General features: G+C 58.6%; 11 protein-coding genes and 1 pseudogene. 3 read left to right on the forward strand and 9 right to left on the reverse strand.

The window, feature by feature from the left end:
• Window positions 1-146: 146 nt before the first annotated feature.
• From FQU85_RS00825 to FQU85_RS00835, 3 genes and pseudogenes are all read right to left on the reverse strand, one after another.
• The gene (locus FQU85_RS00825) at window positions 147-1,016 is read right to left on the reverse strand and encodes a hypothetical protein (RefSeq protein WP_145843642.1); all 870 of its coding nucleotides are present in this window, start codon (window positions 1,014-1,016) and stop codon (window positions 147-149) included.
• The gene (locus FQU85_RS00830; protein WP_145843643.1) at window positions 1,013-1,963 is read right to left on the reverse strand and encodes a helix-turn-helix domain-containing protein; all 951 of its coding nucleotides are present in this window, start codon (window positions 1,961-1,963) and stop codon (window positions 1,013-1,015) included. Before FQU85_RS00830 ends, FQU85_RS00825 begins: the two co-directional genes overlap by 4 nt.
• Window positions 1,964-2,024: 61 nt before the next feature.
• Window positions 2,025-2,591, reverse strand: a pseudogene (locus FQU85_RS00835) (hypothetical protein).
• Window positions 2,592-2,798: 207 nt separating this feature from the next.
• On the opposite strand from FQU85_RS00835, the gene FQU85_RS00840 reads away from it, so the two are divergent.
• Window positions 2,799-3,662 carry a hypothetical protein gene (locus tag FQU85_RS00840; protein WP_240792390.1) on the forward strand — a complete coding sequence of 288 codons (864 nt, stop codon included), beginning with the start codon at window positions 2,799-2,801 and terminating at the stop codon, window positions 3,660-3,662.
• Between the two features lie 22 nt (window positions 3,663-3,684).
• Here FQU85_RS00840 and FQU85_RS00845 read toward each other — a convergent pair whose 3' ends face one another.
• The 4 genes from FQU85_RS00845 to FQU85_RS00860 form a co-directional block, all read right to left on the reverse strand.
• Entirely contained in the window at window positions 3,685-4,080 is a 396-nt protein-coding gene (locus tag FQU85_RS00845) for a hypothetical protein (RefSeq protein ID WP_145843645.1), read from the reverse strand.
• Between the two features lie 73 nt (window positions 4,081-4,153).
• The gene (locus tag FQU85_RS00850) at window positions 4,154-4,519 is read right to left on the reverse strand and encodes a hypothetical protein (protein WP_145843646.1); all 366 of its coding nucleotides are present in this window, start codon (window positions 4,517-4,519) and stop codon (window positions 4,154-4,156) included.
• A gap of 3 nt (window positions 4,520-4,522) precedes the next feature.
• Window positions 4,523-5,014 (reverse strand): hypothetical protein, encoded by a 492-nt coding sequence (locus FQU85_RS00855; RefSeq protein WP_137711769.1) that lies wholly within the window; start codon window positions 5,012-5,014, stop codon window positions 4,523-4,525.
• A 119-nt stretch (window positions 5,015-5,133) separates the two neighbouring features.
• Complete coding sequence (locus FQU85_RS00860) at window positions 5,134-5,550, reverse strand: hypothetical protein (RefSeq protein ID WP_145843647.1); 417 nt, start codon at window positions 5,548-5,550, stop codon at window positions 5,134-5,136.
• A 129-nt stretch (window positions 5,551-5,679) separates the two neighbouring features.
• On the opposite strand from FQU85_RS00860, the gene FQU85_RS13205 reads away from it, so the two are divergent.
• Both FQU85_RS13205 and FQU85_RS00870 read left to right on the forward strand, forming a co-directional pair.
• Complete coding sequence (locus tag FQU85_RS13205) at window positions 5,680-6,030, forward strand: hypothetical protein (protein ID WP_168219908.1); 351 nt, start codon at window positions 5,680-5,682, stop codon at window positions 6,028-6,030.
• Between the two features lie 29 nt (window positions 6,031-6,059).
• Entirely contained in the window at window positions 6,060-6,887 is an 828-nt protein-coding gene (locus FQU85_RS00870) for an IS5 family transposase (protein ID WP_145843649.1), read from the forward strand.
• Between the two features lie 355 nt (window positions 6,888-7,242).
• On the opposite strand, the gene FQU85_RS00875 is transcribed toward FQU85_RS00870, so the two are convergent.
• Window positions 7,243-10,104: an exodeoxyribonuclease V subunit beta gene (locus tag FQU85_RS00875; protein WP_145843650.1), complete on the reverse strand. Its 2,862-nt coding sequence runs from the start codon at window positions 10,102-10,104 to the stop codon at window positions 7,243-7,245.
• Window positions 10,101-12,689, reverse strand: a complete 2,589-nt coding sequence (locus FQU85_RS00880; RefSeq protein WP_206022013.1) for a PD-(D/E)XK nuclease family protein — start codon at window positions 12,687-12,689, stop codon at window positions 10,101-10,103. Before FQU85_RS00880 ends, FQU85_RS00875 begins: the two co-directional genes overlap by 4 nt.
• Between the last annotated feature and the right edge of the window lie 399 nt (window positions 12,690-13,088).

Consider the following 13,088-nt stretch of genomic DNA (forward strand, 5'->3'; position numbering starts at 1 on the left):
TGGTCGTCGTCTGTTCGGTGATACAGCCACCAGTGATCAGGTGCGATTTCGCTGTCGCTTGCAGAACTCATCAATGATCCGGGACGGTCGTGCCGTCCCGCACCCCTTGCGGGACGGGAAAAACACCCCGGAGTCGGCGTGTCGTCTTACCGAAGCTGAATCGTATCCCCGTCGCGCTTGAGAACCTCCTTTGCAACGAGTCGCTCAATCGCGTCGTCAACGGCATCTTCTTGGCCGTCCGACAGCGCCCGCACATTCGCGAGGACTCGCTCCTGGATGGCGTCGACGGTGTCGATGCCGTCGTCGACCGCTCCCAGAACAGTGTATTCGATCTCAAATTCCGTCGCAAATGCTTCGATACGGGACGTGAATGTGTTCGGCAGTCCCGAGAGCGAATTTACCGCCATCTCGACCGTGAACAGCGGATGCGAACGATCACGGATCTGCTGTGCTTCCGTGGATCCGGTGTTGAATGGTCGCTGTTCGTCGATCTCGGTCAGAATCGATTCGTAGTCCAGCCCACGCTGGGCGTATTTCCGCATATCCTCGATGTCGCGGCGCCGGCCACTCGCGAGGTCCCCGCCGGAAACCGCTTTCAGCAAGAACATATCCTCATCTGAGAGAATGAACGCGGTAACGCAACGCCCGGTCCAGAACTCTTCGGCCCGGTCGTGCATCCGGTCGGTGATCCAGACTTTCCCGACGATCTGCCGTTCGAAGAGATCGATCCGAAACCCGCGCTCGTCGTGCTGTAGTTCGACGGTTGTTCCGACGCCTTCGAACGACTCCGTTGGTTCGTCGACAACCGTGAATCCCTGCGACGTGAGCGTCTGGTAGACGTGCTCGAATTCGGACACCACACCCACTGCGAGATCGATATCTTCGGTTTGATCTTTCAATCCCCGGACCGTCATCGCCGATCCGCCGAGGAGATACACCGTCGCGGACTCCGACAGCCAGCTATCGAACTCTTCGAGGAACGCTTTGATCGCCTCGCCACCCGTGAATACAGTCATGCGACTCCGTACTGCTCTTTGAGCGCCATAAATTCTGTTTCACTTGGAAGGACGACAGGGAACTCATCCGCGTCCTCAACCCCTTCCTGCAGTGCCTGGTACATCGCAGCGATCGTGGATTCCAGATTGTACCACGTTGCAGTGTCTGTGAGCGTCTCCTGGTCGATGTCCAGCTTTTCGATCAACAGCATTGCATAGCTAACGCGGCGCGAGCCGCTATCGAGAACGAGCGTGTGACACACCACGTCGGCAGGTGTGAGTTCCTCGTCGGGTGCATACCAGAACGCGGGTTCCCCCGCGAGGAAGAACTGCAGGCCGTACTCCTCGAAGCGACCGAGTCCGGACACCTGCCACTCAGGGGCGTCCAGTAGTGCGTCTGTATCCTCGGCGGTCTGCACGCGGACGAGCGCACGCTTCGGGTCGCACCATTCGACAGTTGCGCTCGGCGCGAGCTCCCGGGCTCGCGATCGGTGCTCGTGGGTCACGACGGCCTGGGCGAACGCCAGCAGCGGTGCGAGGTCCTCGCTCACCGCGTACTCGGGGCCGGACGGGGACAGCATCGCTCGATGCTTGAGCGGCGACAGTGCTTTGTGAACGCCTTGGCGCGTAATCCTGAGTCGTGCTGCAATCGCGGAGACGTGGCGGGGCTCGTCGAGAAACCAGCACACTTTGAGGGTGGCAGGCGAGAGGAGGGCAACCCAATCAACGTGGCTGAGTTCCGACTGCAGCGTCCGGTACGCTTCGATGACCGGGTGGTCGGCGACACGGACGTGCCGCTGGTTGTTGGGGCCACGGCGTTCGACCACGAGCCCTGCGTCCAGCAAGTCATCGAGCACTTCGTAGATGTGTGGCTGTGAATACCCGGTTTCTGTTGCGAGGTCGACTGGCGTCGCCTCGCGACCGGTACTCAGGGCGTCGATCACAGCGAGTCCGGCCTTTGAAATCATCTGTGTACACTCTTACACCCACTCGTATAAATACGTTTCTGGATTTAGGTTGACGACCGGGCTATCCGGTAACGAGGTCGGTGAGTGCGTCCTCGAGCGGGCCCCGGAATTGCCAGTTTGCCCGTTCGAAAGCCTCGTCAGTTGGCCCGTCCCACCGGGGGAACGCGGAATGACCACTCACCTTGACCGTCCACTCGGACGGCTCCTCGAATGGGTTCCGGGTCGGGAGTTCAACGACGTAGAGGTACTCCTCGTCGCCGTGAATGCCGTCGGCTGGGTTCTCGACGCCGTGTCCGAGCAGGAACATCGGCTAGTCGAGGTGCTCCATATTGTCCGGCTCGAGGAGATCCGAGGGGTGGTCAGCGTGGACGCTCCGATCACGCCCTTCGTCCACGTAGAGGGTCATCGTCGAGAGCGTGTCGAGGAACAGGAACTGGGCAGCGGCGTACGCAGGCCCGCGCTCTGTTCGTGTCTCGTCAAGCAGCTGCTTCAGCTGGACAAGGTCACGGAGGACGCTATCGGGATACCCGTCCGAGTGACGGTAGATTTGTGCGATGCGGTCGGTATCGGACTGTTCGCCTGCGGTCTCGCTCCGTTGGATGAATCGGAGTTGACTTCGTGTCGACATCGATCACCGCCGACGCGTGTGCGCCGGCACCCATCGCCGGCGCAGAAACAACCTCTCCTGAATCGAGTGGGGTCTCTGGGGTCTCGCCGAATGGCTGTCACTGGACAACTTAAACCCGGCTAAAAATGAATTCCAAAATTCGCAAGATGGCAGTCGGGCGGAGTCCTTGCTCGGAAACTGATGCTGTTCCAGCCCAAAGGTATGCGTATGTCATCGGAGTCTGAGAGGAGCTCACCGCTCCCCGATTCGGATGAGATCGCTAGGCGGGCCGAACGGCAGCGTAGTCTGTACGAGGAGGCCGCCGAGAATCCAGACCGGGTGGTGCCAGCGATGTTCATCGAGGACTGCGCCCGGTGCGAAGCGCTCGCCGACAAGCGGCGTCGTGAGGGCTTCTATAAACACTTCTACCGGACACTCCCTGACCGAGAGACGGCGAAGCTGTCCAGCGACGATCTCCCCGAGGAGATTCAGTCCGCTGCGCCCGTCCATCGTGCAATCGATGATACGACTCTCGAGGACGAGAGCGCGGACGTGGCTTCCGTCTCGGAGCTGTGGGAGCAGATCGGTACTGGTGAGCACCCAGGCAAGCTGTGTCAAGCTCCGCTGGTCCACTACATCGACCGTGAGGACTGCTATATCCACGCAGAGCCAACGCGGGTCGGCTTCAGCTATGGTCTCCCCGTGTTCGTGTACAAACGCCGGCAATCGGACAACCACTACGGAGTCTTCTTCTCCAGTGAGAAGGCGTATCTGTGGATCTGTGGGTGGATTCTGCACGCCAACGGATTCTTCGACCCGAAAGAGTTCATCCCATCACTCTACTTCTTGAAGGCCTCGGACCCATCCACAGTTGCTCCTGAGCTGGTGTCCAAAACAGAAGATCTCGTGTTTCGTAACGGATTCCCCGGCGTAGACGCGCCCGAAATCGCAGACCTGCCGGACGGGGTCAATCTGTACCAATTCCCGTACAGCAAGGACACGTATGCGGATCAGTTTGCTCGATGGCGCCGTCTCTACTTCGACGAGCGAACCCCTCGTGGATGCGGAGACTGCGACGTGTGTCGGGCGTAAATTCACCGCCCTAACGCGTGCTCTACGCCAGATGCGACACCTCTGATGGTTCCTCGAGGTCGTCGAACTCGCCGCGCTCGACAGGCTCCCAGTCCTCACCCGGCTCTGGACTCCACCAGTCGACCTTGTAGGCGCCCGGTGCGCCGAAGATTTTCACGCGCGCCGACCCATCAGGCAGGTCGCGGCGCAGTTTCTCGTCGACGTGGAGGTTCCAGGTCGTGGTAGAATCGAAGCAGGCGAGCACGGCCTCCTCGTAGCCGCGCGTCTCGCGGGATTCCTGGAGTTCGACCTGGGTGTTGCAGTTCTTGCAGAACACCCCCTCGAACGGGATGTGAGTGAAGACCTCCTGCCCGCAGACGGGACACCAGAGGAACTCGAACAGTGCCTCGCTGTGACGGTCAAGTACTTCGAGACTCATTTGTTGACTCACCCGGTCGTACCGGGCCACCACCTCGTGCCCGGCCGAAAAACAGCGTCCGGCGCTCGCTCACTCACCGTTCGGCGCCGTAGACGATGCGTGAGGGGGCTTCGTATCCACAGTCGGGGCAGTCGTACCATCGCTGGATTTTCGCCCCGTCTGCTGCCTTCTCGCCGACGCGAACGTCGTTGTTCGGACACTCCGGGCAGCTGAGGTCCGGGACCGGCCGCTCCCGGAGTTCGTCACGGAACGACGTCGCGTCCTTCGTCTCGTATCCCCGCGACCAAACCGGGTAGCCGTCGACGAGGATTGCTCCGCGCCACTTGTACCGGTAGGAATCCGGGGCTCGATGCAGGACGGCTCGCGCCCCGGTCTCGGTGTTCCGATACGCAAGCGTCGGCGAGCGGCTCTCGCGTCGCCAGTTGGTGATCCTGGGCATTATTCAGAAGTGGACGTCAGCGGGTACGATCCAGAGCTCCTCACTCTCCTCGAGGAGTCGATCCAGCTGTCCACGGTGGCGAATGCCGGTTCCGTGTTCGGTGTACAGGAAGATCGTCGGGCCGTCGTACGCACCTACCTGGTGGAAGGCGTGCCGGGCGAGGTCCTCGTCGCGCATGATCTCCTCGTCGGAGAGCTCCTCGATGGCCTCTTTCACCCGGTCGAGATTACGCTCGAATTCCTCTTTCGTCGCCTCCCAGCCACGCTCGAGCAGGTCTTCGCCGTCATCGGAGTCGACGGGGGCTGCCGTCGGCAACTCCCCCCATCGTGCCTTCCCCGCAACGGACGTGTCCTCCTCGTCGAAGGTCACATAGTAATCGAAGACGGCGCCGGCGTGTGGGTCCGCGCCGACCAGGCGGTCGAACACCGACTTTCCGGTGGCCAGCGCGTCGTCGTGCGTCGATGCCTCTACGAGTGCGTAAATCACCATGTGCATCTCGAACACCTCGTAACGCCGACGCACCGGGAATCGTTGCTCGCTCCCGCAGCTGGAGCGAGAGCTGCGCCGGCACCCATCGCCGGCGCTCGAAAAACTCTCCTCGTGACGGCGGATTCTCAGGATTCGTCCGCTCGTTCGACAGTGATGGTCAGGTCGCCCGATTCGTAGTCTGCCTCGAAGTCGACCGCGAACGCGTCCGACTCGTAGGCGGCGTGGTAAGCACGGTGGCGTTCGAGCGAGCCTGTCGCCTTGAAGTGGAAGAACGCGGCCGCCGTGTAGGGCTTGCTCTGTGTTTCGACCTGCGACTCGACGGATGCGGGGAGCGCGATCTGGGGCGTCTCCGTGTCGATACTCGCAGCGAACTCTTTCGCTTCCTCGACGGTTGCTTGCGAATGGGCCGGTGTCTCGCCGGTGAGCACATTCACCGGGGTTTCCGTCTCGTCGGTGAACAGGACGTCTTCGAAGGTGTGTGTCCCGAGAATCGCCTCGGGATCCAGCTCGCAGTCGTGGAACGGGTTGTCATCTGAGGACATCGGATCTCGAGCCTATGGCGGGGCTCACCCATTCCGGCCCCCTGAAAAACAGGCAACACTACCCCCTGACTATCCTCTCGCAAACACTTACTTCAAACAGGCTTCAAAAACAGTCCATCACAGAGTTCGATGCTTCACGAACACATCCATGATGCCCTCGATGCCTTAGAAGACCGGGACGGTCAATCAAGACTCACTCCGCAGGACGACCAATTCGACGTCTTGGTCAGCATCATTGCTGACGAATCCTCAATCAGACCTGGCGAACTACGGATCTCTGAACAAAAGTTCAAAGACGAAGTCGAGGATATCCTCGAAGACATTTCCGACTCGGATGACCCGATATCCGACTTTCATTCCAGGCTCTCCAAACTCAAAGCTGACGTCGAAGACCGGCACCAAGAATACACGATTCTCTTCCCTTGGAATTTCGGCTCTGGTGAATCGCTGGACAGCGTCGGCTTCGACCGTCAGAACTAGTGGAATGAAGCGGGAAACCGCCGATGCCTATGTCGAAGATTTCCCGCTTCACGAAGAAAGCGGTTCAGTTAGCTAAAAATGCTGTCGGTGGTCGAGGCGAAGTCGCCGCCCCCGAAGGGGGTGGCGGCTTCGCCGATTACGCTGTTGTGTCGCTCCACTGTCTTCGGGTTTACTTGGAGAAGTCCTACCGAGAGGCGTTGGATCTGCTGAGCGAAATGCCACATATTCTCGGGGAGATCGGCCTCGAACCGGCCGATCTCCCGCATCACTCCACGCTAGTAAAGTGGTTTGACAGGATCAAGACAGCACTCTGGCGAGTGCTGCTGCGCCTCTCGGCGCAGCTGCACGAGCCGAGCGGACACGCCGCTATTGACGCGACGTTTTTCGACCGCGAACACGCCAGCAAACACTACTGCCGTCGGACAAATTACCGCGTTCAGACGCTCAAAGCAACAGCTCTCGTGGACACAGAAAGCCACGCCATTCTGGACGTTCACTGTACGACTGAGAAACGTCACGACACACAGCTCGGCTGGCGGGTCGCCCGCCGCAACGCGGGCGACCTCGCCAGCCTCGCCGCCGACAAAGGCTACGATTGGATGGAGTTACGCGAGAAACTCCGTGAAGACGGCGTGAGACCGCTGATCAAGCATCGTGAGTTCCGGCCCATCGATCACGCGCATAACGCGCGGATCGATGGGCCTCGCTACCGCCAACGAGCGATGTGTGAGACGGTCTTCTCAACGATCAAGCGCACGCTCGGCGACGCCGTGCGTGCGCGATCTTGGTACGGTGAATTTCGTGAACTCGTCCTGATGTGTGCGGTTCACAACATCAAGCAGGCGGTGAAACCGTGAAATCACGCTACGTCTAGCGATTCACCACGGCCAAACCTCGGTGAAGTGGCGCTGTTAGTCTTGGAGGGTGGCGACTGTTCGGCCCGCTTCCTCGGCATCTTCGCTGCGCGACATATTGTACGTCGCGAGCGCTTCTTCAACCGCCTCATCAAGACTCATTGGTCAACCCAATTTTTCCCCTCTACCGTATAAACGCATGCATGGCACAGACAAGTAACAAGCAGTCTCAGCTGACCTCGATCGGTGCTGAGTGCGCGGATGTTCTTCCCTGCTCTGAAGAATCCATTGCCACCGAACAACTTGGATCCGAACGAATTCCGGTTATGTTCAAGGAGAGTGTGGAATTGCGGTATGACTACTCGAGAACGCTGGCTTCCGAACGCTGTTCTTGACTAATCAGCGCGACTAGATCCGCTTTCGTGAGTGGGTCGATGTTAACGCGATCCTCTTCGGCGGTATAGAAGATACCTGCAGTCACGTCTCGGCCAGGGAACCACTCATTCAGCACGTGATAGTACACGCTGAGTTGCTTCCGATACTCATCCTCAGCGTGCCGTCCGAGGTCAGTCTTGAAGTCGATGATCTCGACGGTATCGGGACGAAGGTGAACGAGGTCGACGATTCCTGAGATGGTGACCTGTTCGCCATCGACAGTGAGCGGGAGATAGGCGTCCTCCTCGACTCGCAGCTCACCATCGAGCGAGTCTATGAACGACTTGATGTGACGCTCGTCGTCGTTCGAGGGTTCGACGTCCCCCTCAAGTACGTACCGCTCAGCGAACTCGTGGGTCTGCGTTCCGAACGCGGTCCCTCTTCCGTCGTCGACGTCCTCGAACACATCGTCGCGCATGAGCGTGTGCGGCGAGTGTCCGACCGGGCCGTCCGGCGTCGGCACGGAAATCTGCAAGTGTGCCTGCGTCGTCTCGTCGATATCGTCTTCCTGAACGTTGGGTTCCAGCTCCTCGAGGTCGACCGGGAGCTCTTCAATGAACGTGTTCGGGCTCTCGCCTGCAGCGAACACGAGATGGCTCTCAGCCCGCGTCATCGCGACGTAGAGCAAGCGTCGCTCTTCGTCGTATCCACGCGGCAGACACTTCCGGAGGACGTCAGTCCGCCAGTTGTCGTGAATATGTGGATACCCGTGATCATCGGCGTAGAGCTTTCGCTGGCGTAGTCCAATCGGATCGTCGAACGTGATCGCGTTACTGTTCCCGCCTGACGGTGGGAAGCAATGGGAGTTCATGTTCGCGAGCACGACAATGGGATGCTCGAGTCCCTTGGCCGCGTGGATGGTCTGGACCGTCACCGAATTCATACCGGCGCTCGCGTGGACCTCGTGGGTGCTTCCGTCCGCGATGCCGCGTTCGATGAATCGGATGAGGTCACCTCGTGTCAATGTCGTCGCGCTGTGGACGGACTGAATCGTCGTCAGCAGCACGTCGGCATAGGCCCCGTCGTAGTCGTACTGGGAGAACACGCGCTGGGCAACCCCACCGACCGTCTCCAGTGACGCAAGCTCCGACTTGAACGCCTGCATGTTGGTGGGGTACTCCTCGCTATCGAGGACGTGTTTGACTTCGTCGAGCGTGTAGCCAGTCTCCTCAAGGACGACTGCCCATCCTCGCTCCGCGTCGGATTCGAGGATTCGCAGCCACGCCACGAGAAGCTTCGCCGGGTCAGACCGGAACAACTCGATGCCTCCTTCATATGCCATCGGCAACCCATACGCCTCAGCGACAGAGAGGAGTTCTCGGCCGAAGTCACGAGTCCGGGTGAGGACGGCGATATCACCGTACTCTGGCAGACGAAGTTCCCCATCCTCCTCGACCTGATACGCATCGTTCTCGACGATCTCCTGGATCTTTGTCAGAACGGCTTCGTGTTCGTCTTCGTGCTGAATCGCCTCTATCTGAGAGTTCTCGTGCGATGCGTTCGAAGAGAGTGACACAAATCTATCTCGCACGGCCGTCCCGTCGACGTCGTCCGTGCTCGCCGCGGGCGTCACCAGGCTGTGCTCGGAGAAGTCGAGAATGTCCTGCGTCGACCGGTAGTTCTCGACGAGTTCGATATCGATGATCGGGCGAGTTGCCCACGACACTCGCTCGTGGTTCTCATTGAGTTCGTCGACGAACCGGTCCAGCCGGGACTCGAACTCGGTGATGTTCTCGACGGCGGCGTACTGGAACGAGTAGATGCTCTGTTTCCAGTCACCAACGACACAGACGTTGTTCGTGTCTGCAAGCAGGAGTGCGAGTTTGAACTGGATCTCGCTAGAGTCCTGGAACTCGTCGATCATCACGTACTCGAACGCGACATCGTCGCGAAGTCGATGGTCGTCACAGAGCAGGACGAACGCAAATAGTTGAAGAAAACTAAAGTTGAGGTAGTTCCGACTGAGTGCGAACTCAAGGTACTCGTGGTAGACGTCGTGAACGAAGTTCTTGAGGCCCTCTCGCTGTTCGTCAAACACCAGCTGTGCGACGCCATCAGGAACCTGCTTCTCACCCCATCCGCCACGGATCTCGTCCTCCTCGGGCGCGTCTGGGAGATAACACTTGTCGTCCCCGTAGCCTCCAAGTTTCGAGCGAAGCTTCGACTGCTTGTTCCCGTCGTTACGGGGCTGGTTCAGCTCGTCGAAGATCTTGTAGAACGCCTCGAAATCACCGTCCAGATGCCGCTCGCCGTTCCGGTACCAGCCATCAGCCGTCGGGAAGACACCTTTCGCCGCCAGCTGATTGATTAACCCGAGGAGTTCGACTGGTTCCTCGACGGCGCGGAAGAAGTCGTCGTACTCGGGATGGTCGTCGCTGAACCGACGGATGAACTCGCGGAACTGCGCCTTCTCGACATTCTCGTCTTCGAGGACACGCGTGGACCCCGTGATGCGGTCGTCGATGCCGAGAAGCGTCGGTGCCTCGAAGCCGTGTTCCATGAGGATGTCGTGACAGAGGCTGTGGAACGTCTGGATCGGTGCGTCCGAGAGTTCACGCATCCCGTAGTCACAGTGGGCGACGATTCGATCCTTCATCTCCGTCGCCGCGTTGTTGGTGAACGTCACGAGGAGGACGTCCTCAGGCTCGACGTCGTCTTGGTCGACGATTTCGGCGTAGCGACGGGTGACGGTGAACGTCTTTCCAGTCCCTGCGCCGGCGTCGACGACATGGATGCCCTGTTTGCTGTCGATCAGGTCTTGCTGTTGGTCGTTTGGTGCAGTCATCGCGACTCACCCTCCAGGATGCAATCGCGGTTGTCCACGTACCGATAGTTTGGATCGCCACCGAGTCCCTGAACCGGGAAGCGTTCATCACCGGCACGACGGTCGTTCAACTCCGAGAGGCGATCTTGGACGAACTGCTCGAATGCATCCACATCGCCGGTGAAATAGTTCTGGTTGCGAATACGGAGCAAGTGTCTCAAGGCCTGCTTGCAGCCGTTTTTCACGTACTTGTAGTCCCCAACATCAGCAATCAGTCGATCTGTGAGCGCGTCGCCGAACTCGGATTCGATGAGTTCGTCACTGTCGTTGGTGTCCGGGAACTCGTACGCATCTAACACCGCTTGGTAGACCTCAAATGTCGATTTCGAGAAGGTCTTGTTACAGTCGTTCGCGGCGTCTTCCTGCAGTTCCATGAAGACAGCTGGGCTCGCGATGTATTCCTCGAAGGTGACTGGATAGTAGGTCACCGTCGTGAGACAGTCTTCGAGAGAACCATTCCCAGTCACCACATCGTCAAGCGTTTCGAGGAAGTGGAAGAATGTGAATCGCAGTTCATCATCCGGGTGCTCAGTTCGCTGGTGAGCGAGGTACAGTAACGCCTGGAAGTTCGGTTTGTCGCTCGGTGGATCAAGCGCCGACTGCTTTACAATCGAGTATGCTGACTTCTTTGAGCCACTCTTGTAGTCGAGGAGTCGGTTCGGGCTGTGAACGAGGTCGATCTTACCCTTCAACCCGAGATCAGTGTTCTCGAACCAGCGTTCGGTGTGCGACGCATCGATTTGGCGGTCGTAATACTCGGCGAAGAAGTTCTCTCCCCGACCACCGTCAGGCGTCACCAGGCCGTCATCGTGAGGCGGGTTTGCATCCAGGAATTCAACGATGGTCTGGAGACCAACGTGGTACTTGGTGAGTCGAACTTCCCGGTCGACGCCTCGGAGGAACGGGTCGACTTCGTCGAGAACGACTGCGGCTACATCGTCAAGTGTATCAGACGTGACGACATCCGGATGCGAGACATAGAACTCCGCGAAATCGTGAAACAGGTTCCCTTCCCTAAAGTGGTCCTTGTCCGGGTTGTCGACGAGTCGGCTGAAGAAGTAATCGCGGGGTGAGTTGACGTAGGAGTTCAGGCTCGACTGGCTGAGTGCAGTGACTTCCTCGGGGGAGACATCGAGTGGTTCTTTTTCGAATCCGTCCTGTGTCGTTCGAGACGCCCGTGAATGCTGCAGTGAGTCCAAGTCACTGAATCGGTCGAACTCCTCGTCGAACAGTTCCTCGAAGTATAGGCACGGGGTGACCGGCGTTCCACCGGCAGTGTCCTGCACGAGGTAGTACTGGTCGACACCGTTCTGCAGGAGAAGTTGGAATTGACGGATGTTGCGCTCGAACTCTTGATCTCGGTCGACCCACGGGCGACGAGGCGACGAATGTGTCCACCCTTCGTCGAGGCCGAGATAGAACACGACGGCGCGGTCGACGTGAGCGGCCGATTTTGCATCTGCCAATAGGACACCTTCGTTCTCCCGATCCACAGGCACTTCGTACGACTGCAGGTAGAACTCGAGACGGTCAACTGCCGGTTCGGTGACGGCGTCATCGAGGAGGCCGAGCGTCGCGAGTTCCTCTCTGAAGGCGTCGATAGAGGCGTCCGTGACTGCTTCGTATTCGTCGATAGCCTCCTCGAATGTGCGGGCACGAATCTCATCACGGAACTCAAGGAGCCAGTCTACTTCCGGGTGGTCAAGGTCGTAGAGACGCTTCTCGTCGTGCTCGATGTCGACGGGCATCCCGAGCTGGGTGAGGAGTGGTCGAACGTCGCCTACTCGCGTATCCCGGCCAGCGTGGGCACTTCGAAGGAGCTGTAGGAATGCACGGTGACGGGCATCGTCATTGAATCCCGGACCACCGTAATATGGAATCTCTGCAGCTTCCAGCGCCGACTCAATGAGCGAGGAATATTGGCTAGCTGCATCGAGGACGACAGCCACGTCGTCAGCGTTCTCCTGTGTAACTGTATCGAGGACCGCGTCGACGATTGCGGCCGGTGAGTCGAGGATGCGGAACGATGGATGGTCGAATGACTCCTCGGTGAACGGGTCGACCGTCTCGTAGTCTGGGGGAAGGATCGAGCGTTCGAGTTCGGTAAGCTGCTTGAAGCCGACGACAGCGACCGACGTGTCGGCTTCGATACTGTACTCAGTGAGACGGTTAGACGTCGTGTCCATCTCTGCGATACAGTCGACAGCAGTGTGCGTTGCCGTCGTCGCGAACTGCTCGTAGTCCAGAATAGCGTCAGCCGTCCCCTGATACTCCCAGCACTGGAGGATGTTCCCGACCGCATAGGACGTCTCCTTCCAGTTGAGATCAGTCGTCTGAATGATTTCGAGGAACGCGAGTCGATCCTCGGCCTGTTCTCGGCGTTGGGCAGCCAGGCGCCGTGGTGTGATCGCGAATGGCCCGAAGTGGGGTTGGTCAAGACGCCGGTTCAGGGCACTCGCCATCGGCGCATCCGGCACGAGCACAAGGTCGAAATCCTTGCATTCCTCGTAGAGAGAATCGATAGACTTCGCTCGTGTAATTGACACGGACTATCGGACTCAGGTGGATTGTAAATATGTACCGTTGGACTACACTTAGAAGAGGTGCTGGACAAGATTTTAATAAATCACCAGTTTCGCATTAGACCGAAGATTTCTCTCACATCATCCCGAGAACAATATCCAATCTCATCAAAAAGCTGGAAATAGTCGCTTGGGTCTATATTTCCAGTTTCAGCTGCAAGAACAAATGTTGCAAAGGCCGCAGAAGGGAGCAGCAAGACACCTTGGGATTCCGCGTCTGGTCCCGCGTGTTCTCCAAAGTCGGGAGTACCGATCGTCACTTTCCGAGATATTGATATCTTCCGAACGATATCTGTTGCATCATTAGCACCAACGACATCATTTTCGAGGTTCTGTTTAGATTTGCACTCTATGGCTATTTCG

This window comes from Salarchaeum sp. JOR-1, assembly GCF_007833275.1.
Lineage (GTDB): Archaea > Halobacteriota > Halobacteria > Halobacteriales > Halobacteriaceae > Salarchaeum.